Raw genomic sequence first — 18,080 nt, 5'->3', positions numbered from 1 at the left:
GAAACAGACTTCATGTATGTGATAGTCTGTTTTTCTTATTTAAAGTTAGAAAAATAGTTCATGGTATAATTTATTAGTCTGTAAACAGTATTTGGAGGGGAAATGATGTCTATGTTTGAAGAAGAGAAAGTAATTTATACAAAAAGATTATTTATGAGGAAACCAATTGTAGAAGATATTAATCAGTTTTATAACATATTAAAAAAAGATACTGTTGGCAAATGGTTGGCTAAATCAAGAGGAATGTCGAAGGAAGAAACAAATGATTATATTGGGCAACTTATCTTACATTGGGAACAGTATGACTTCGGGGTATGGTTGTTATTTAATAGTGAAACAGGAAAGCTTTTAGGACATTGTGGTTTAAGAAAGGTAGATGAAACAGGTGCAATAGAAATTATGTATCTCCTTGACCCAGAACATTGGAGGAATGGGTATGCATTAGAAGCAGCAGAGGCTTCCATTAAATATGCAATAGAGACTTTGAATGTAACAAGAATAATTGCTAGAGTTAAAGTAGCAAATGAGAGCTCGAAAAAACTTTTACGAAAGCTCGGGTTTATATATACTCATGAAGTTAATCATAGCGGGCGTTTATTATCATATTTTGAACTTCATACATCATCCGAAGAATTCTAGACATTTCATATGTTTTTTTATTGTTAAAAAATAAAATTATTACTAAAATTCCAGTGTGAAATTTATGTAGAATCTTGTATAATTAACATGTTTCTATGGAAACATTTTCTTGCGCTATTTATATAGGGCTTAATAGAACAAGGAAGGAAATACATACATGTATATAATAGATAAATAGAATGGAACATGTATAGAGACAAAGGAGAGAAAAGATGACGTGTCAAAAACAAGGGTTACAATTTAATAACGATAGAAAGAGGGACAGAAGATGAAAATGAAGCATGCTTTTGGTCCTATAATTTTAGCATGTGTGCTTTTTTTCATTATCATTCTAATCCCATCGAAAAGTTTAGTATCGCTTATTAGTGATAAGAAGGTAGAAGATGCGGCAACTTCTTTACAAAAAGAGAAATTACAAAGTGTTTTCTTACAGCAAAAAATGTTAGAGAATTCACAGTATTTACCGATGTACGGTTCATCAGAATTTTTACGAATGGATGCATATCATCCGTCTAATTATTTCAAAGTAAATCCAGCTGGTTTTACACCGTTTTTAATTGGAACTGGCGGTACACAAAGTTTAGCTCATATTTTAAATATGACATCTACTATGGATGAATTAGAAGGTAAAAAAGTAGTCTTTGTTCTTTCACCACAATGGTTTACAAAGACTGGTGTCTCACAAGGGGATTTCACTAATAATTTCTCCAAACAACAAGCATATCATTTTATTTTTAATGATGAGATAAATCCAGAAATGAAGAAGCAAATCGCGAAACGGCTATTAGATTATAAAGTTGTTCAAGAAGATGATATATTAAAAAATTCATTAGAAGGTATTGTATATAATGATACGAAACATAACATAAAAGCAGGTTTAGTTAAACCACTTGCTTATATGTATCGAAATATTTTAGATCATAGAGATTTATTTAACTCTTTATTTAAAATCGAACCGATGAAAGAGAAAACCAATAGCGGGCTTCGTTCAATTTCTTGGGAAGACGCACGTAAACACGCAGAACAAGAAGGGAAAGCTGAGTCTACTACAAATACATTCGGAATTGAAAATCCGTATTATCATAAGAATAATCTGAAGAAAAAACTAAAAGGTTTAAAAAACTTTAGAGCAAATGAAACATATGATGAATCACCAGAATATGATGATTTACAAATTATTTTAGATTTATTTAAAGAGAAAAATGTCAAACCACTCTTTATTTCTGTACCTGTAAATGGGCCTTGGTATGATTATACTGGCTTCCCGAAAGAACGCCGTGAAGTGTATTATAATAAAGTTCGAGAACAGGTTGAGAAAGCAGGATATCCAGTAGTTGATTTCTCTGGTCATGAATATGATAAGTATTTCTTAAAAGATACGATTCATTTAGGCTGGAAAGGTTGGATTTATTTTGATGAAGCAGTGCAGAAATTTTATTCTGAGAAATAAAGTATAGAAATCGGAATGGCTATGAGCCGTTCCGATTTTTTTAGTATAGAGGATTTTGGTGAGGACAATTTGGGAATGCATGTATATCTTGAACCTGTCTATAATCATAATGTTTCATTGCGAACTGGGCTTGATAAAGGTATTCATACACATATAATTGCCCATCATGCGCTGAACATAATACACCTGAAGTTCCTTGCCCATTTATGAAGGAAATACCGATAGGGCGTCCGATTAAGTATGGTATTTTTTGCTGCCAATGCATAGGGGAATCACTCCTTTTTGAGATAATATACGAAAGGAATGATCGAATGGTTGCTTATCCATGTAAATGTAGATGGAAAGGTGTTATATAATTCCTGGAGATTAATTCATATATAAATAGAAAACCGCTATAATTCCGAATGAATTTATAGCGGTTTTTATTATATTCTTAAGCAAGATTTTTGCGCTTTTTTGTCCATTTTTTTATAACGAAGTATAAAAGTATAAGTACGACGCCACCAATTGCAAATGATTTCACATACGGACCAGCAATATCGTTTATATTCTCCCAGTTTTCGCCTAGTTTTTCACCTAGATAAATGAAAATGATGGACCAAGGGATGATTGCGAGTGCTGTTAATGTAGTGAAACGTAGTAAAGGCATTTTTGTAATACCAGCAGGAATTGAAATCGCATGACGCACTACTGGAATGAAGCGTGCTGTAAAAATGACGCCAGTTCCGTAACGATTAAACCAATCTTCTGCAGCATCTATTTGTTTTTTATGTATGAAAATATATTTTCCATAACGTTCTAATATAGGTCGTCCGCCGTATCGTCCAAGCCAATAAATAAAGATTTGGGCAATAACACCGCCAATTGTACCGAATACAACAGCACCTATAAATGAGATACTTCCATTGAATACTAAGTATCCTGCATAAGCAAGGACAATTTCACTTGGGATAATCTCAATCATAAGTCCAAGCATAATGCCCCAATAACCTAATCCTTCAAAAAACGTTAATACTGAATGAATAAAACTACTTAACATTGTTGCACCTTCTAGTTTATGAATTTTTGAGTATAAGAACCATTTATTTAATGACATAAAAGGTTCACTATATGTAGATTATACCTTATTTACATAGGGGATTGCTATTTCAATTCTTTTATGTCTCTTATAAGTATTATAGTAAAGGATATAAGCCGCGTTTTCATGAAGGGTTAATGAAAAGGTTATTAAAAATTTCTCATATATCAATGATAATAGACTGAAAATTAAGTATAATGGTATAGGTCTTTCATTTACAAAAATAGGAGGAGAACGTATGTATATTACAGATCCGATTTATGGACCAATCTCTATTCGTGATAGAGATATCCTTCGATTGATAGATGCAAAAGCATTTCAAAGGTTGGCGTATATTAAACAACAAGGACATACTTATTTTTTACATGAGAACGCAATACATACAAGAGAAGAACATTCGATAGGTGTATATGTGCTAGTAAATAAAGTGATAGAACATCTTACTGAGATTGGTGACATACATTTATCGAAATATGAACGAAAGCTAGTATCTACTGTAGCCCTTTTACACGATGTTGGACATGGGCCATATTCACATTGTTTTCAGCAAATATCGGGTGAAGATCATGGTGAGTGGACGGTACGAATCATTCAAGAGGACGAAGAAATACGTACGATTTTAAATCAAACACCTAGATTATTAGATAATGTAACGAAAGCTTTAACAGAAGATGGAGTTTTTCCAATTATAGATGAGCTCTTATTTAATTCATTAGGAATGGATCAATTAGATTTTTGGAATAGAGATTTATATTACTCATCGCTTGAATTAGAAGGTTTACAGATAGAAGAATTGATTGTTAACATGCGTTTAATTGACGGTAAACTTGTTATTGAAGAATCGGGAATCCCCTTCATCGAACAATTAATGAAAATGAAAGAAGGGCTTTACAATAATGGATTTGGCCACCCGTTTGTGATAAGAAAAGACATATTGCTGCAAACAATTTTTAAAATGATAGAGGAGAAAAATCTTTCGTTCTATACTCCTGAACTTCAAAACTTTTTTCATAAAGGAGAGAAGTTAGAAGTAGAAGACTTTCTTCCGTTACAAGATGAAATAATTTTAAATGAAATACAGTGCTTTGCAAAATCAGATGATGTTGAAATAGTATCTTTAATTCAACTTTATGTTTCACCAACTAAAAGTTTATCATTTCAAAAAGGAGTGGAGGGTGATTTTAAAAAGGAAAATAACAATTTAGCGATAATAACTGAGAAAAAGGCGTACAGTTCATATGTAGGTGGTATTTACGTTTATAGTGAGGAGCAGTTAGAGGATATTGTAGAAAAATCCTCTTTTATTCAAGCGATAGTAAGGTTACCTAAAAAAGAATATGCATATTCTTTTTAAATTGGTTTGAAAACATAAAATAGATGGGGTGGAAATGTGAACTGGAAAGAACGTCTTCTAGAATTGGATGATTTACCAATTATATTAGAATGGTATAACGACGAAGAATTACATAACATAGCAGATGTGAAACCATTTAAGCGATATACAATAGAAGAACTTCGGGAGTATTGGACTAAAAAATTAGCGCGGACTTATGCAAGTTATCATGTAATAATAGTGAGAGATGAAGTAATAGGAAGAGTCGGATTAAAAAAGACGAAATATGATGATACCTATGTGATGGAATACTCTATTCTTATTGGCGTTTCGAATTTATATTCAAAAGGACTTGGAACAGAAATTACAAAGTATTTCATAAGTAAATCGTTTTTAGATTCCGATATACAAGCAGTTGTATTACAGGTAAGGGAAGACAACAAAAGGGCAATTCGTTGTTATGAGAAAGCTGAATTTAAAAAAGTAAAATCATATATAGAGAATGAAGTGAAAGTGTATGATATGCATAGAATTAAGAATGAGAAAATAGCACGGTAAAAAACAGTTAATTCTGAATGTAATGAGGGTTAGAGGGATATATGGAACCTTAAATGACACTACTTGTAGATATGCGTAATACTACGGCTTTATATGAAATGAAACTTAAATTTAAATAAATCAAGCAAGCATTTGTTGTATATTTGGAACAGATGGTTGCTTGTTTCCGTTATAAAAAAATAGAAGCATTTCTGCTCCTATTTTTTAAGGCTTCACATCTAAGTTCTGTAAAAATAAAGTTGCTGTTACGTAACGTTTTGCTAACATTTGTACATATGCGGTATGTACAGAAAGGGTCGCAATAATAATAGCGTTACGAATTGCTTCGCGTTGTTCGTTATTAATTTGATCGAACTTGCTTGCGATTTTATCAGCTTTTTCTTTTACGATGTTTTCAATTGTATGAACGGTATCTGTTGCATTTAATTGTAAGCAATTCCCTTGATTGAGTTCTTCAAATAGAGAAGAGTATGCTACATATAAATGAACAGGATTGATTAAATCATCACTTCGATCGGCTGGGTCATTTACAATAAGGCGTAATAGCTTACGAATGGATTCAAAATCAAGTGCTGTTTTTAAATCTTCGACAATAAATAGTAAGGCTGCTTGTTCAATTGAATATTTTTTCCCCTTTTGAGGAGAGCCAATCATTTCTTTTATATCTCGTTTCACCCAGTTTTGCATAGCAGTTACAGAGAAACTTGTGTTTTCAATCTGATTGCCAAGCGCAACTATTTCATTTAAAGAAAAACCGACATCAGTATCGTCAATTTTAATCAGCTTTTCAAAAATAGGTGAAAGTGCGGTAGTAATAAAAGCTGTAACGCTTTGTCCGCTTTCAATATCTTTTTTATGTGACTTTGCCCAAGCTTCTTGTAAAATACCGAGAGGCTTTTTCGTATTCCATCCTCTTAGTGATAGAAGAAGGGTAGCCATTTCGTTTCGTGTGAGATGAAATGTTTCCATCTTTTCACCTCCAAAATAATAAAAAGTTCTTATGAACTTATAATATGTTTTGTTTCATTTAAAGTCAATTCTGTTTTGCTTAAATTTTCCTTTGTCACCAAACTGTCGGAAGTAAATAATACTTGCATATTTCGACAAAAGTTCATATAATAAGTTCATAAGAACCTTTAAAATGTTCTTAAAAACAAATCTATCATTCTGAATTTACTAGAAAGATAGATTTCACATATATCTATATAAAAGGAGAATGGATATAATATGTTGAAAAAACTTGTAGCAGTAATGACAGCATTTATGGTTATCTTTGGGGCTAGCAGCTTTATGTTCGTAGATCATGCGGCAGCGAAAAGTTACAAATCTGGTAAAAAATCATTTACACCAAGTTCAGGTCAAAAGTCAAAAGTTGATTTAAACAAAAAAGACTCAAATGTAAATTCTCAAAAAACGACTCCAGATTCAAAAACGAAAGCAACAAACACAGCACCAAAAAGTAATAAAGGAAGCTTTATGAAAGGTTTATTACTAGGTGGTCTTGGTGGTTTACTAATGGGTAGCTTATTTGCAAATATGGGAGCTCTTGGTTCTGTATTAGCGTTTATGGTAAATATGTTAGTAATGGCTGGTATCGTAATGTTAGCAGTTCGTGCATTTAAATACTTCAAAGACCAACGTAAAAAGAAGGCAGATGAAGTAGCATGGAAACAATAAAAATTTCTGAACAAGAATTAATAAATGCGCTTTGCGTATATATAGCTGAAAAAAGACAAGTGGGTCCAGAAGAAGTGTTAGTTGAACTCATGTATGACGATGACTACGGTTTCTCTGCGGAAGTAGAGGTAAATGGTCGCCAGCAAATTTTAATTCAAGCAAACTTAATCGAAGCATTACGCTTATTGCTTGACAGAGAATATAATGTCAATTCATTCGCAGCGAGATTACAACTTGAATTAGATGATGAAGAAGGTATTTACGCATTAGCGAGATTTAATAACTCAGATGAGTAGAGAAAAGAGCTGTTGAGAATAATATCAGCAGCTCTTTTTAGTATGTGCATATGTAGAAGAATAATCACGCCAAATTTCATTCATCTTTCGTCTACCGATATCTACCATCGGATTAAACTGAATTGCAGCTTTTTGACGAACAGAGTGAACGTTTTGCATGGCGTGATATAATTGTTGGTCGACTATATCATGTTTTTCACCTGCATATTTAGCAATTGATAGACCTGCAACAGTTCCTTGCGCCATCGCAATTTTTCCGCTTTCAATGCCTGTAATATTGCCAGCTACAAATAAACCAGGAAGAGGGGTTTCCATTGTTTCGGAATGGAGAGGAACGTGTCCGCCTAATTCTGAAATGTAATGGAAGGGACAACCAGCTACAGCTGCAAGTTCGGCAAGTGGGTATAATCCCCCAGCAATACAAACAAAATCTGCTTCATATATTTTCTCGGATCCATTAATAACATTTCCTTTAGAGTCAATATTAGCAATACGTACACCTTCAACTTGATCTGTTCCGATAATTTCAAGAGCTGCTTTCCGAAGGTGAAGTGGCGTTCCGTTTATTTTCATTCCGCTGTTTGGATAGAATGTTAATCCAGCTTTTCGAATCCAATCATATTTCATAAAGTGGCTACCTATTCGTAAAATAGCAGAAGGAGCGAGATGTGCTGCATTTAAAAGAGAGTTTAAAACTTCTTCAGGTTCACCAGCTTTTTGACTTAACTCGCTTTTTTCAGGGAGTACAATATGATCTACTTTAATTCCCGCTAATTGCAATTCACTTAAAATGGCGAAAGACAAAATGTTAGCACCAATAATGATTCCTTTTTTTCCAACTTGCACGCGATGAACATTTGTCATAACTTGAGCTGCTCCAATTGACATCACTCCTGGAAGTGTCCAGCCTGGAAGGGGAATAGAATATTCCGCAGCACCAGTAGCAAGTAGTACGAACGGTGCTTCTAACGTACCGATATTAGTATGTACAAACCAATTGTTTTCATCTTTATCTAAATTATAGACCGAAACACCGCACCTAATATGTACTGAAAGTGATTCTGCTTCTTCATGAAGTCGCTTCGATTCTTCTATTCCGTTCCACCATTCTCCAGTAGGCTCTTGATGCAACTGTCCTAACAATCTCCCACCCGGCTTCATAAATTCATCAATAACGAGCACTTTTAGTCCGAAACGAGCACAAGAGATAGAAGCAGATAATCCCGCTGGTCCTGCACCAATGATAATTACATCACTCATCGTTTTTTCACCATCTCTCTCACGATATTCGGATGCTGTTTCCCGCTTTCAACAACCATGTTTTCTTCTACAACAGTTAAGCATGCACGTACATTTGTTTGATTATTTACTGTTACGCGGCATTCAGAACAGTGCCCGATATTACAATAAATACCTCGCGGTGTCCCGCTATCTTCATGAACTCTTAATGTCCGTATTTCATTTGCTAACAGGGCAGCAGCTATCGTTTCATGTTCATATGCTTCGTATTGATGACCGTTAAATTGAAAAGTAATACGCTCACTACTTTGTAAAGTACCTAAAATAGGGTGATGTGTAATTCTACTCATTTACTTTCACCTACCGATCCAAAAGTAACTGCACGTATTGGTGGTTGATATTTTAACGGTAGTTCATTAAGAGTTACGTCAGGATTCACATTTTCAATCATTCGATCTATCATTATTCTGCATGTACGACCACCGCAAAATCCCATGCCAGCACGTGTCCTTAGTTTTAATTCTCTTGCCGAGCAGTTATATTCAGCAATTGTCGATTGAAGTTGTCCGTATGTAACCTCTTCACAACGACAAACAATTAAGTTGTTTTTATTGGTCATGTGTATTCCTCCTCTAGTTCGGTTTGCACAAATTATATATGCAAAAATCATGCCAATATAGAGGAGGGAGAGAGAGCTACCTGTAAACGCCTAATCGGTGCATACTGCTTCTTTATTGAAGTCCAAGTTTTTTTAAACGGTTATATAAAGTAGCCCTGGTTACGCCAAGTTGTTTTGCGCATTCTAATTTATTCCCATTTAAAATTCGTAAAGCCCTTTCAATAACTTTTTTCTCATGCTCATCCATCTCTTCTTGTAAAGAAAGGATTGTATTATTGTTGCTGAGTAATAGGGAATGAGCTGTATGATTGTCTAAATTTTCGGTTGTATGAAATGGTAAATATTCTTGTTTTATAATTCCGTCTGTCGCAAATACCACAAGTCGTTCAACAACGTTTCGAAGTTCGCGAATATTACCTGGCCAATTGTAATGAAGCAGTTCATGCATAATGCTTGAAGGTAAGTCACGAATTGGTCTGTTATAGTTGATTGAAAAATCGTTTAAGAATGAGTATGTGAGTTCGATAATATCCTCTCGTCTTTCACGCAGCGGTGGAATATGCAGGCTAACTACATTTAAACGATAATATAAATCTTCTCGGAAAGTTCCTTTTCTCATTTCTTCTTGTAAATCCCGATTTGTAGCAGCGATAATGCGGAAATCAATATTAATTTCTTTTTCTCCGCCAACTCGGTAATACTTTCGTTCTTGTAGTACACGTAACAGTTTTACTTGCATATCGAGCGGCATTTCGCCAATCTCATCGAGGAATAAAGTACCGCCTTGTGCGAGTTCAATTTTACCTTTTTTCCCTTTACTATTAGCTCCAGAAAACGCCCCACGCTCGTAACCGAATAATTCACTTTCAAATAACGCTTCTGGAATTGCCCCGCAGTTAATCGAAATAAAAGGCGCCTTCGCTGCTTCACTTGCTTCATGAATTGCTTTCGCAAATACTTCTTTTCCAACTCCGCTTTCCCCAAGTATTAAAACAGTTGATTTCACCGAACAAACTTTTCTAGCTAATTGTATCGTTCTTTGTATAACAGGACTTTTTCCATTCATCGCAAGGAAAGGATCAGATTCATCTTTATACTTTGCCACTTCTTGTTCTAAACGGTGCATTTCATGTGACATATTAAATAGTTTTTCATTTAAAGCGACTTGATTTGTAACATCTGTTTCTGAAACGACTGCTCCTATAATTTCATCATTACAATAAACTGGATTTGAATTAATTAATACGAATAAATCGGGACGAGGCTGATGGAACTGAGCGACTATGCTTTTTCCATCATGTAAAGATTGTAAAATTTCCAAGTCTTTATAATCAAAAAAACGAGTAATCGGTTGCCCAATAATTTCATTATGGTTGACTGAAAATATTTTTTCAGCACCATCTGTCCAAGTTCGAACGTATTCTTTACTATCAATGACTGTAACAGAAGAGTCAGTTGTTAGTATTACGGTGTCATAAAATGCCTGTAGTTCATTGTAGGACTTATAAAGAAATGGAATCATTTGCTGAGAAGTTATACAGCATATCGGCTTATCGTTTTCGTTAAGGATGATAACAGCTAATTCATAAGAAAAAGCGTCAATTAGTGCAGCGAATGAGTCATCTACATAAATAATGGCGCAATTATATTCTTCTGTAGTAGAAGGGAGATAATAAAACCTTTCGTTTACTTGCTTAATGTGATTAAGGCTACATGTATGATCGATTAAAATACTTTCCAAAAACTCTTGTATAGTCGGAAATGAAAATGCCATAATATCCTCCCGTTATGTATAAAAATTTTGACAGTGATAAAAAAATAATACACCTATTTACTATAAATTTGAATTATTTTTACAAATAAAAATATTGTTTATGGAAATTGTATATGTGCAGAATTGGCACGTCAATTGCATAAAAGAAAGTGAGAGGTTTAGGGAAAGGAGGAGTATATTGTGAGGCACTGCGACGTTTTAATTATAGGTGGTGGAATAATAGGGTGTTCTATCGCTTATTACACTTCAAAATACGGAAGAGACGTAACAATCATTGAAAAAGGAGAATTTGTCAGCGGGACGTCTTCACGGTGTGATGGGAATATTTTGGCCATTGATAAAGACCCAGGGTTTGATAGTCAAATGTCTTTAGTAAGTCAAAAATTAGTAACTAATTTAAGTGAAGAATTAGAGCATTCATTTGAATATAGGGCACCAGGAAGTATTCTCGTATGTGAGTCAGACGAAGAGATGGAGGCTGCACAGCAATGGGTAAATCGGCAAAAAAAAGCTGGATTACCGTTTCGAATGCTTGATAGGCAAGATATAAGAGAAGAGTCGACTTTTTTTGCTGATGATTTATTAGGCGGTTTAGAATGTGCGACGGATTCAACTGTGAATCCATATCTCCTTGCTTTCTCGCTTCTGTCAGAGGCACAAAAGTTTGGCGCAAAAGCCTTTAAGCAGACCGAAGTAAAGAGTATGAAAATAGAGACGAATGGTTCATTTGTTGTAGAAACTACGAATGGTACTTTTACAGCAAAACAAGTTGTAAATGCAGCCGGTGTGTGGGCTCCTAAGATTGGTCAGATGTTAAATGTAAATATACCAATTGAACCGAGAAAAGGGCATATTATAGTAGCATCAAGGCAACAACATGTAGGATGCCGTAAAGTAATGGAATTCGGTTATTTAATTTCTAAATTTGGCGGAAAAAGAAAAGTAGATGCTTTAACTGAAAAATACGGGGTTGCGCTCGTATTTGAGCCTACTGAAAGTCAAAATTTCTTAATTGGAAGTAGTCGTGAATTTGTAGGGTTTCATACGAGAATAAACAATGAAGTCATTAAATGTATCGCAAATAGAGCGATTCGCTTTTATCCGAAAATGGCAGATATGATGGTAATTCGTTCTTACGCTGGTTTACGTCCGTGGACAGAAGATCATTTGCCGATTATTTCACGAGTCGAACATATTCCGAATTATTTCATTGCCGCTGGACATGAAGGGGATGGGATTAGTCTTGCAGCAGTTACTGGGAAAGTAATTGAAGAGTTATTAAATGAAAAAGAGACAATTATTCCTATTGAACCACTTCGTTTGAGTCGTTTTACAGAAAGGGTGTTAAACGGATGAGGTCACAAAGAGTCTTTACGACTATTGATACACATACGGGCGGGAATCCAACGAGGACATTAATTAGCGGACTTCCAAAGTTGATTGGAGAGACGATGGCAGAGAAGATGTTACATATGAAAAAGGAATATGATTGGATTCGAAAATTGTTAATGAATGAACCGCGTGGTCATGATGTAATGTCAGGGGCATTATTAACAGACCCATGTCATCCTGAGGCTGATATAGGTGTTATATACATAGAGACAGGTGGATACTTACCGATGTGCGGTCACGATACAATCGGTGTATGTACAGCGTTAGTTGAATCAGGTTTAATTCCAGTAGTTGAACCGATTACTTCTTTAAAACTAGATACCCCGGCTGGCTTAGTGGAAGTAGATATTGCTGTTCAAGATGGAAAAGCAAAAGAGGTATCTTTCTGTAACATACCAGCTTTTTTATTGAAAAATATTACTGTACACGTCAAAGACATTGGAACTGTAGAGGCTGATATTGCGTATGGAGGGAATTTTTATGCCATTATTGATGCGAAGTCAGTAGGCCTAGAATTAGTACCAGAAAATGCATCTACAATCATCGATAAGGCGATTCATATAAGAAACACAATTAATGAGAAGTTTGAAATCATTCATCCAGAGTATTCGTTTATTAGAGGATTAACACATGTTGAATTTTATACAGATGCTACTCATGAATGTGCGCATGTGAAAAATACAGTTGTTGTACCACCAGGCGGAATAGATCGATCCCCATGCGGTACAGGAACATCTGCTAAACTAGCTGTATTATACGCTCGGAAAGAAATCAAAATTGGTGAAGAGTTCATTCATGAGAGTATCGTTGGTTCTTTATTTAAAGGATATGTCATGAATACGACACATGTTGAAAATATTGAAGCTGTCATAACGAAAATTACGGGATCAGCTTGGCTTATGGGTATGCATAAATTTTTTTACAATGAAATGGATCCACTCAAAGAAGGATTTTTGCTAATTCCGCCGATGGAACATGAAACGGAGGATATAAAATGAACATTCAAAAAATGTATACAGCAGTAGACGTACATGTAAATGGCGAGGCATTTCGTGTAATGAAAGACGTACCATGCAAATACTACTACAGTTTGGAGCAATTAAATGAACAATTTTCAGGTGAATTAGCAGAAGAGATGAAGCTTTTATTAAATGAACCACGTGGTTTTATCGGTTTGAATGGGTGTATTGTCGTTCCATCTATCCATAATGAAGTAGATGCAGCTGTATTATTTTTTAATCATGAAGGTTCGATTCCGCTTCATTATGGGGGCATTGTTGCGGTAATAACGATGTTACTCGAAAGTGGGTATTTAAAAAAGAGAGAGTCCAATCAATATAAAATTGAAACGTTATCTGGAATATTTTTAGTTCATGCGTATGTAGAGAATGATGAAGTTATATCTGTTTCGTTTGAAAGCAAACTATGCTATATGATTGAGGAAAATTTAAAGAGTGGTAATATCACTTACTCTCTCATACAGGCAGATAAAGTATATGCAGTAGTAGAAAAGGATACGTATTCACCAGAAATTCGTGTTGAAAACATTTCAGAATTGAAAAGATGGGGAGAAGCTACACTGCAGGCTATACAAAAACAGTCGCTAATAAAAAGGCTTATTTTAGTAGATCCTTCGCAAAAAGAAAAGAACCATATAAAGTCGATTACATTTCATGAAGATAACTTTATCGTACGTTCACCAGGGTTTGTTTCTACTATTGTTTCCTATGTTCATGCATTATTTAAAAATGATTATATGGCGGATCAACCTTTTAAAAATGAAAGTATATTTAATAGTTTTATAACTGTGGAAAAAGTGAAGAAGGAGGAACTAGGATACATTTTCCGTTTTGAAAGTAGAGGATTTATTACAGGGATGCAGACGTTTCTATTAGACCCTACGGATCCGTTTCCGGCAGGATTCTTATTAAAATAAAATGTGATAGGGAGAGATAAATATGCAAAAAATTAAAGGGGCATTTCCAGTATTAATAACACCGATGGATGAATTTCAGGAAATTAATTGGGATGGGATAAAACAAAATGTAAATTACTTTATCGAACAAAAGGTTGCAGGTATTATCATTAATGGAAGTACAGGAGAGTTTGTAAGTTTATCAAAAGAAGAACGATTTAAAATGGTAGAAACTGTGTTGAAAGAAATTGATGGCCGTATTCCAGTCATTGTTGGAACTGCAGCAGAGACCACAAAAGAAACAATTGAATATACGAAACATGCAGAAGCGCACGGAGCGGATTGTGCATTAATTATAAACTCTTACTATTGTAAACCGAAGGAAGAGGAGATTTATTTTCATTTTAAAGAAATCTCAAACTCTGTAAATATACCAATTATGCTATACAATAACCCATTTACTTCTGGTGTCGATATGAGTACAGAGCTAATGCTCCGTATTGGAAAAGAGTGTGAAAATGTTACACATATTAAAGAATCTAGCGGAGATATTCGAAAAGCGAGAGATTTAGTAAGACAAAGTGAAGGGGCTTTCCAAGTCTTCTGTGGTTCTGAAGATTTAGTTATGGAATCATATTTAGTTGGTGCTTCGGGATGGGTTTCAGTAGCAGGAAATATCGTTCCCGGTCTCGTTACAAAAATGTATGAGCATTTTCAAAATGGTGAATTAGAAAAGGTGTGGGAAATAAACGATGCTATTTTACCACTTTGCGAGTTTCTTGAAGGATCAGGGAAATATGTTCAAATCGTTAAACGTTCCATGGAATTACATGGGCAAGCGGGAGGACCTTCTCGCTATCCAAGACTAGGATTAACTGTTGACGAAGATCAAAAGCTTCAAACGATTTTATCAAATATTGCAGCTCATGCAGCTGTTTAAATAAGGAGGAGAACATAATGTTAAAGACAAATATTGAGCTGAAACCAAAAGTGGAAGCGTTTTTAAATGAAGAAATTAAAATGTTTATTAATGGCGAATTTGTTTCTGCTATTGGCGGAAAGACGTTTGAAACATACAATCCAGCAACAGAAGATGTTCTAGCAGTCGTATGTGAAGCGCAAGAAGAGGATATTGATGCTGCAGTAAAAGCAGCAAGATCTGCATTTAAATCTGGTCCGTGGGCAGAAATGACTACTGCTGAAAGAGCGCATCTTATTTATAAATTAGCAGATTTAATTGAAGAACATAGAGAAGAATTAGCGCAACTAGAAGCTTTAGATAATGGAAAGCCATATCAAGTAGCACTTGATGATGATATTTCAGCGACTGTAGAAAATTATCGTTATTACGCAGGATGGGCTACAAAAATTATTGGGCAAACAATCCCAATTTCAAAAGATTACTTAAATTACACGAGACATGAACCTGTAGGTGTTGTAGGTCAGATTATTCCGTGGAACTTTCCGCTCGTTATGTCTTCTTGGAAAATGGGAGCTGCACTGGCGACAGGTTGTACGATCGTATTAAAACCAGCAGAGCAAACACCTTTATCCTTACTATATACAGCAAAACTCTTTAAAGAGGCTGGATTTCCAAACGGTGTTGTAAACTTTGTACCAGGCTTTGGTCCTGAAGCAGGAGCAGCAATTGTAAATCATCATGACATTGATAAAGTTGCTTTTACAGGATCTACTGTTACAGGAAAGTATATTATGCGTCAGTCTGCAGAAATGATTAAGCATGTAACGTTAGAGCTTGGCGGCAAATCACCAAATATCATTTTAGAAGATGCGGACTTGGAAGAAGCAATTAATGGTGCATTCCAAGGTATTATGTATAATCACGGTCAAAATTGTAGCGCAGGATCACGTGTATTTGTTCATCGTAAACATTATGAAACTGTAGTAGATGCACTTGTGAAAATGGCGAACAACGTAAAACTTGGAGCAGGTATGGAGAAAGGAACGGAAATGGGTCCACTCGTATCTAAGAAACAACAAGAGCGTGTGTTACATTATATTGAGCAAGGGAAGAAAGAAGGTGCTACAGTTGCGGCTGGTGGCGAACGTGCGCTTGAAAAAGGTTATTTCGTTAAACCAACTGTATTCACAGATGTTACAGACGATATGACAATCGTTAAGGAAGAAATATTTGGACCAGTTGTTGTTGTACTTCCATTTGATTCGACAGAAGAAGTAATTGAACGAGCGAACAACTCATCCTATGGCCTTGCTGCGGGTGTATGGACGCAAAATATCAAAACGGGTCATCAAGTGGCAAATAAATTAAAAGCAGGAACAGTGTGGATTAATGATTATAACTTAGAAAATGCAGCTGCACCATTTGGTGGATACAAACAATCTGGTATTGGCCGCGAATTAGGTTCATATGCGCTTGATAATTATACAGAAGTGAAAAGTGTTTGGGTAAATATAAAGTAATAGGGTGTTTTACTGACAAAAATTGAGGGATGAAATAATGAAAGATGCGGACAACTAGAAAGTTTGATAATAGTTGTCCGTTTTCTTATATATAAAATTGCTTTTCCAAAGAATGATAAGGGGGATTTGGATGGAGAATTTAGTAGAATGGTTAGTAGGGCAAGTGTGGAGTATCGGTTTAGTTGTTTTTGCATTAGGGGCAGGCGTATATTTCACGATTGCAACACGTTTTTTGCAAATTCGTTATTTTAAAGAGATGATTAAACTATTATTTGAAGGAAAGAGTTCCGAGACGGGAATATCATCTTTTCAGGCATTTTGTTTAGCCTTATCAGGAAGAGTTGGAATTGGTAATATTGCAGGGGTAGCGACAGCGATCGCTTTCGGCGGGCCTGGAGCTGTATTTTGGATGTGGGTAATGGCTTTGTTAGGGGCAGCGAGTGCGTTTGTTGAATCAACATTATCTCAAGTATACAAAAGTAAAGTAGGGAATGAATATCGTGGCGGTACTCCATATTTCATTGAGAAAGGTTTAAAAATGAAATGGTTTGCAGTCATTGTAGCGGTAGTTGTAACACTTTCATATGGCATGTTATTACCAGGTATTCAATCTAGTAGTATCGCAGTTGGATTCGAAAACTCTAATGGTATTAACAAATATATAACTGGTATATTTTTAGTCGTGTTACTAGCAGCAATTATTTTTGGTGGTGTAAAGAGAATTGCTGGCGTTTCTCAAATGCTTGTTCCATTTATGGCAATTGGTTATGTAATTGTTACATGTATCATATTAATTGCGAATGTAACGGAGATTCCAAGTATGTTTGCTTTAATTTTCTCTAGCGCATTTGGTGTAAATGAAATGTTTGGTGGAATTGTTGGTGCAGCTATTGCATGGGGTGTAAAACGCGCTGTATTTTCAAACGTTGCTGGTGTCGGAGAAGCGACGTATAGTTCGGCTGCTGCTGAAGTATCGCATCCTGCAAAACAAGGATTAGTTCAAGCGTTTTCCGTATATATCGATACAATTGTCGTATGTACAGCGACAGCTCTTATGATATTAATTACAGGTATGTATAATGTTATACCTGAAGGGAAAAGCGCTATTGTAAAAAACATAGGAAATGTGGAAGCAGGTCCAATTTATACGCAACAAGCAGTTGAAACTGTGATGACAGGATTTGGTCCAATATTTATTTCAATTGCAATTTTCTTTTTTGCATTTACAACGTTACTCGCTTATTACTATATTGCTGAAACGACACTTACTTATTTAGATCGTCAATTGAAGTATGGCTGGTTAAAACCAGTTTTAAAATTTGGATTTTTAATTATGGTTTACATCGGTAGTGTTGAATCAGCGTCGCTTTTATGGAATTTCGGAGATTTAGGAATCGGTAGTATGGCATGGTTAAACTTAATCGCGATTCTATTATTAAGTAAAATCGCATTAAAAGTGTTAAAAGACTATGAAACGCAGAAAAAAGAAGGGAAAGATCCAGTATTTAATCCTAAAAATGTGGGGATTGAAGGATTAACATTTTGGGAAGAAAGAAGTAAAGAGGTTGAAAGAAAAAGTTCTAGAGGAAAAGTTATTGTAGATGATAATTTAAAATTATAACGTAAATTAACTGAAAATTCTTAATTTAAAAGAAGGTATATTGCCTC

19 protein-coding genes are annotated in these 18,080 nt (G+C 35.0%); 12 read left to right on the top strand and 7 right to left on the bottom strand.

Annotated features, from left to right (window positions below):
* Window positions 1-105: 105 nt before the first annotated feature.
* Both CQ064_RS28995 and dltD read left to right on the top strand, forming a co-directional pair.
* Window positions 106-639: a GNAT family N-acetyltransferase gene (locus tag CQ064_RS28995; protein WP_000061617.1), complete on the top strand. Its 534-nt coding sequence runs from the start codon at window positions 106-108 to the stop codon at window positions 637-639.
* A gap of 268 nt (window positions 640-907) precedes the next feature.
* On the top strand, window positions 908-2,089 hold the full coding sequence (dltD, locus tag CQ064_RS28990; protein WP_000782302.1) for a D-alanyl-lipoteichoic acid biosynthesis protein DltD: 1,182 nt from the start codon (window positions 908-910) through the stop codon (window positions 2,087-2,089).
* Between the two features lie 40 nt (window positions 2,090-2,129).
* Here dltD and CQ064_RS28985 read toward each other — a convergent pair whose 3' ends face one another.
* Window positions 2,130-2,354, bottom strand: a complete 225-nt coding sequence (locus CQ064_RS28985; protein ID WP_000558692.1) for a hypothetical protein — start codon at window positions 2,352-2,354, stop codon at window positions 2,130-2,132.
* Window positions 2,355-2,522: 168 nt separating this feature from the next.
* Window positions 2,523-3,128 (bottom strand): undecaprenyl phosphate transporter UptA, encoded by a 606-nt coding sequence (gene uptA / locus CQ064_RS28980; protein ID WP_000952913.1) that lies wholly within the window; start codon window positions 3,126-3,128, stop codon window positions 2,523-2,525.
* 277 nt (window positions 3,129-3,405) lie between these two features.
* Here uptA and CQ064_RS28975 point away from each other — a divergent pair, with 277 nt between their 5' ends.
* Together CQ064_RS28975 and CQ064_RS28970 are read left to right on the top strand one after the other, a co-directional pair.
* Complete coding sequence (locus CQ064_RS28975; protein WP_000275986.1) at window positions 3,406-4,521, top strand: HD domain-containing protein; 1,116 nt, start codon at window positions 3,406-3,408, stop codon at window positions 4,519-4,521.
* A 36-nt stretch (window positions 4,522-4,557) separates the two neighbouring features.
* On the top strand, window positions 4,558-5,058 hold the full coding sequence (locus tag CQ064_RS28970) for a GNAT family N-acetyltransferase (protein WP_001104065.1): 501 nt from the start codon (window positions 4,558-4,560) through the stop codon (window positions 5,056-5,058).
* 204 nt (window positions 5,059-5,262) lie between these two features.
* Here the strand turns inward: CQ064_RS28970 and CQ064_RS28965 are convergent, their stop codons facing one another.
* A complete protein-coding gene (locus tag CQ064_RS28965; RefSeq protein WP_000447231.1) occupies window positions 5,263-6,027 on the bottom strand; it encodes a DUF1836 domain-containing protein in 765 nt (254 codons plus the stop codon).
* Between the two features lie 258 nt (window positions 6,028-6,285).
* Here CQ064_RS28965 and CQ064_RS28960 point away from each other — a divergent pair, with 258 nt between their 5' ends.
* The gene (locus tag CQ064_RS28960) at window positions 6,286-6,735 is read left to right on the top strand and encodes a hypothetical protein (RefSeq protein ID WP_000914478.1); all 450 of its coding nucleotides are present in this window, start codon (window positions 6,286-6,288) and stop codon (window positions 6,733-6,735) included.
* Window positions 6,723-7,031: a YxcD family protein gene (locus CQ064_RS28955; RefSeq protein ID WP_000447762.1), complete on the top strand. Its 309-nt coding sequence runs from the start codon at window positions 6,723-6,725 to the stop codon at window positions 7,029-7,031. The genes CQ064_RS28960 and CQ064_RS28955 overlap by 13 nt, the downstream gene beginning before the upstream one ends.
* Window positions 7,032-7,055: 24 nt before the next feature.
* Here the strand turns inward: CQ064_RS28955 and CQ064_RS28950 are convergent, their stop codons facing one another.
* The 4 genes from CQ064_RS28950 to CQ064_RS28935 form a co-directional block, all read right to left on the bottom strand.
* Window positions 7,056-8,291: an NAD(P)/FAD-dependent oxidoreductase gene (locus CQ064_RS28950; RefSeq protein WP_001286083.1), complete on the bottom strand. Its 1,236-nt coding sequence runs from the start codon at window positions 8,289-8,291 to the stop codon at window positions 7,056-7,058.
* Window positions 8,288-8,620 (bottom strand): (2Fe-2S)-binding protein, encoded by a 333-nt coding sequence (locus CQ064_RS28945; RefSeq protein ID WP_000087063.1) that lies wholly within the window; start codon window positions 8,618-8,620, stop codon window positions 8,288-8,290. The genes CQ064_RS28950 and CQ064_RS28945 overlap by 4 nt, the downstream gene beginning before the upstream one ends.
* Window positions 8,617-8,889: a (2Fe-2S)-binding protein gene (locus CQ064_RS28940; protein WP_000182620.1), complete on the bottom strand. Its 273-nt coding sequence runs from the start codon at window positions 8,887-8,889 to the stop codon at window positions 8,617-8,619. Before CQ064_RS28940 ends, CQ064_RS28945 begins: the two co-directional genes overlap by 4 nt.
* Window positions 8,890-9,001: 112 nt before the next feature.
* The gene (locus CQ064_RS28935) at window positions 9,002-10,663 is read right to left on the bottom strand and encodes a sigma-54 interaction domain-containing protein (RefSeq protein WP_000885734.1); all 1,662 of its coding nucleotides are present in this window, start codon (window positions 10,661-10,663) and stop codon (window positions 9,002-9,004) included.
* A 180-nt stretch (window positions 10,664-10,843) separates the two neighbouring features.
* On the opposite strand from CQ064_RS28935, the gene CQ064_RS28930 reads away from it, so the two are divergent.
* The 6 genes from CQ064_RS28930 to CQ064_RS28905 all read left to right on the top strand — a co-directional run bounded on the left by CQ064_RS28930 (window position 10,844) and on the right by CQ064_RS28905 (window position 18,033).
* Window positions 10,844-12,019: an NAD(P)/FAD-dependent oxidoreductase gene (locus tag CQ064_RS28930; RefSeq protein ID WP_001215281.1), complete on the top strand. Its 1,176-nt coding sequence runs from the start codon at window positions 10,844-10,846 to the stop codon at window positions 12,017-12,019.
* Complete coding sequence (locus tag CQ064_RS28925) at window positions 12,016-13,053, top strand: proline racemase family protein (RefSeq protein WP_001257538.1); 1,038 nt, start codon at window positions 12,016-12,018, stop codon at window positions 13,051-13,053. Before CQ064_RS28930 ends, CQ064_RS28925 begins: the two co-directional genes overlap by 4 nt.
* The gene (locus CQ064_RS28920) at window positions 13,050-13,991 is read left to right on the top strand and encodes a proline racemase family protein (protein WP_001025563.1); all 942 of its coding nucleotides are present in this window, start codon (window positions 13,050-13,052) and stop codon (window positions 13,989-13,991) included. Before CQ064_RS28925 ends, CQ064_RS28920 begins: the two co-directional genes overlap by 4 nt.
* Before the next feature lie 22 nt (window positions 13,992-14,013).
* Window positions 14,014-14,910 carry a 4-hydroxy-tetrahydrodipicolinate synthase gene (gene dapA / locus CQ064_RS28915; protein ID WP_001169447.1) on the top strand — a complete coding sequence of 299 codons (897 nt, stop codon included), beginning with the start codon at window positions 14,014-14,016 and terminating at the stop codon, window positions 14,908-14,910.
* A gap of 17 nt (window positions 14,911-14,927) precedes the next feature.
* Window positions 14,928-16,412, top strand: coding sequence for an aldehyde dehydrogenase family protein (locus CQ064_RS28910; protein WP_000920978.1), 1,485 nt, complete (start codon window positions 14,928-14,930; stop codon window positions 16,410-16,412).
* 130 nt (window positions 16,413-16,542) lie between these two features.
* The gene (locus CQ064_RS28905; protein WP_000429514.1) at window positions 16,543-18,033 is read left to right on the top strand and encodes an alanine/glycine:cation symporter family protein; all 1,491 of its coding nucleotides are present in this window, start codon (window positions 16,543-16,545) and stop codon (window positions 18,031-18,033) included.
* Window positions 18,034-18,080: the final 47 nt, after the last annotated feature.

Origin of the sequence: Bacillus sp. MYb78 (assembly GCF_002975115.1) — a bacterium.
GTDB lineage: Bacteria > Bacillota > Bacilli > Bacillales > Bacillaceae_G > Bacillus_A > Bacillus_A cereus.
This window is presented reverse-complemented; position numbering and strand designations above follow the sequence as displayed.

Bases quoted from the DNA above. Each gene is read 5' to 3' on its own strand.
- CQ064_RS28995 (WP_000061617.1), top strand. From the start codon at position 106: ATGTCTATGTTTGAAGAAGAGAAAGTAATTTATACAAAAAGATTATTT.
- dltD (WP_000782302.1), top strand. From the start codon at position 908: ATGAAAATGAAGCATGCTTTTGGTCCTATAATTTTAGCATGTGTGCTT.
- CQ064_RS28985 (WP_000558692.1), bottom strand. From the start codon at position 2,354: ATGCATTGGCAGCAAAAAATACCATACTTAATCGGACGCCCTATCGGT.
- uptA (WP_000952913.1), bottom strand. From the start codon at position 3,128: ATGTTAAGTAGTTTTATTCATTCAGTATTAACGTTTTTTGAAGGATTA.
- CQ064_RS28975 (WP_000275986.1), top strand. From the start codon at position 3,406: ATGTATATTACAGATCCGATTTATGGACCAATCTCTATTCGTGATAGA.
- CQ064_RS28965 (WP_000447231.1), bottom strand. From the start codon at position 6,027: ATGGAAACATTTCATCTCACACGAAACGAAATGGCTACCCTTCTTCTA.
- CQ064_RS28960 (WP_000914478.1), top strand. From the start codon at position 6,286: ATGTTGAAAAAACTTGTAGCAGTAATGACAGCATTTATGGTTATCTTT.
- CQ064_RS28955 (WP_000447762.1), top strand. From the start codon at position 6,723: ATGGAAACAATAAAAATTTCTGAACAAGAATTAATAAATGCGCTTTGC.
- CQ064_RS28950 (WP_001286083.1), bottom strand. From the start codon at position 8,291: ATGAGTGATGTAATTATCATTGGTGCAGGACCAGCGGGATTATCTGCT.
- CQ064_RS28945 (WP_000087063.1), bottom strand. From the start codon at position 8,620: ATGAGTAGAATTACACATCACCCTATTTTAGGTACTTTACAAAGTAGT.
- CQ064_RS28940 (WP_000182620.1), bottom strand. From the start codon at position 8,889: ATGACCAATAAAAACAACTTAATTGTTTGTCGTTGTGAAGAGGTTACA.
- CQ064_RS28935 (WP_000885734.1), bottom strand. From the start codon at position 10,663: ATGGCATTTTCATTTCCGACTATACAAGAGTTTTTGGAAAGTATTTTA.
- CQ064_RS28925 (WP_001257538.1), top strand. From the start codon at position 12,016: ATGAGGTCACAAAGAGTCTTTACGACTATTGATACACATACGGGCGGG.
- CQ064_RS28920 (WP_001025563.1), top strand. From the start codon at position 13,050: ATGAACATTCAAAAAATGTATACAGCAGTAGACGTACATGTAAATGGC.
- dapA (WP_001169447.1), top strand. From the start codon at position 14,014: ATGCAAAAAATTAAAGGGGCATTTCCAGTATTAATAACACCGATGGAT.
- CQ064_RS28910 (WP_000920978.1), top strand. From the start codon at position 14,928: ATGTTAAAGACAAATATTGAGCTGAAACCAAAAGTGGAAGCGTTTTTA.
- CQ064_RS28905 (WP_000429514.1), top strand. From the start codon at position 16,543: ATGGAGAATTTAGTAGAATGGTTAGTAGGGCAAGTGTGGAGTATCGGT.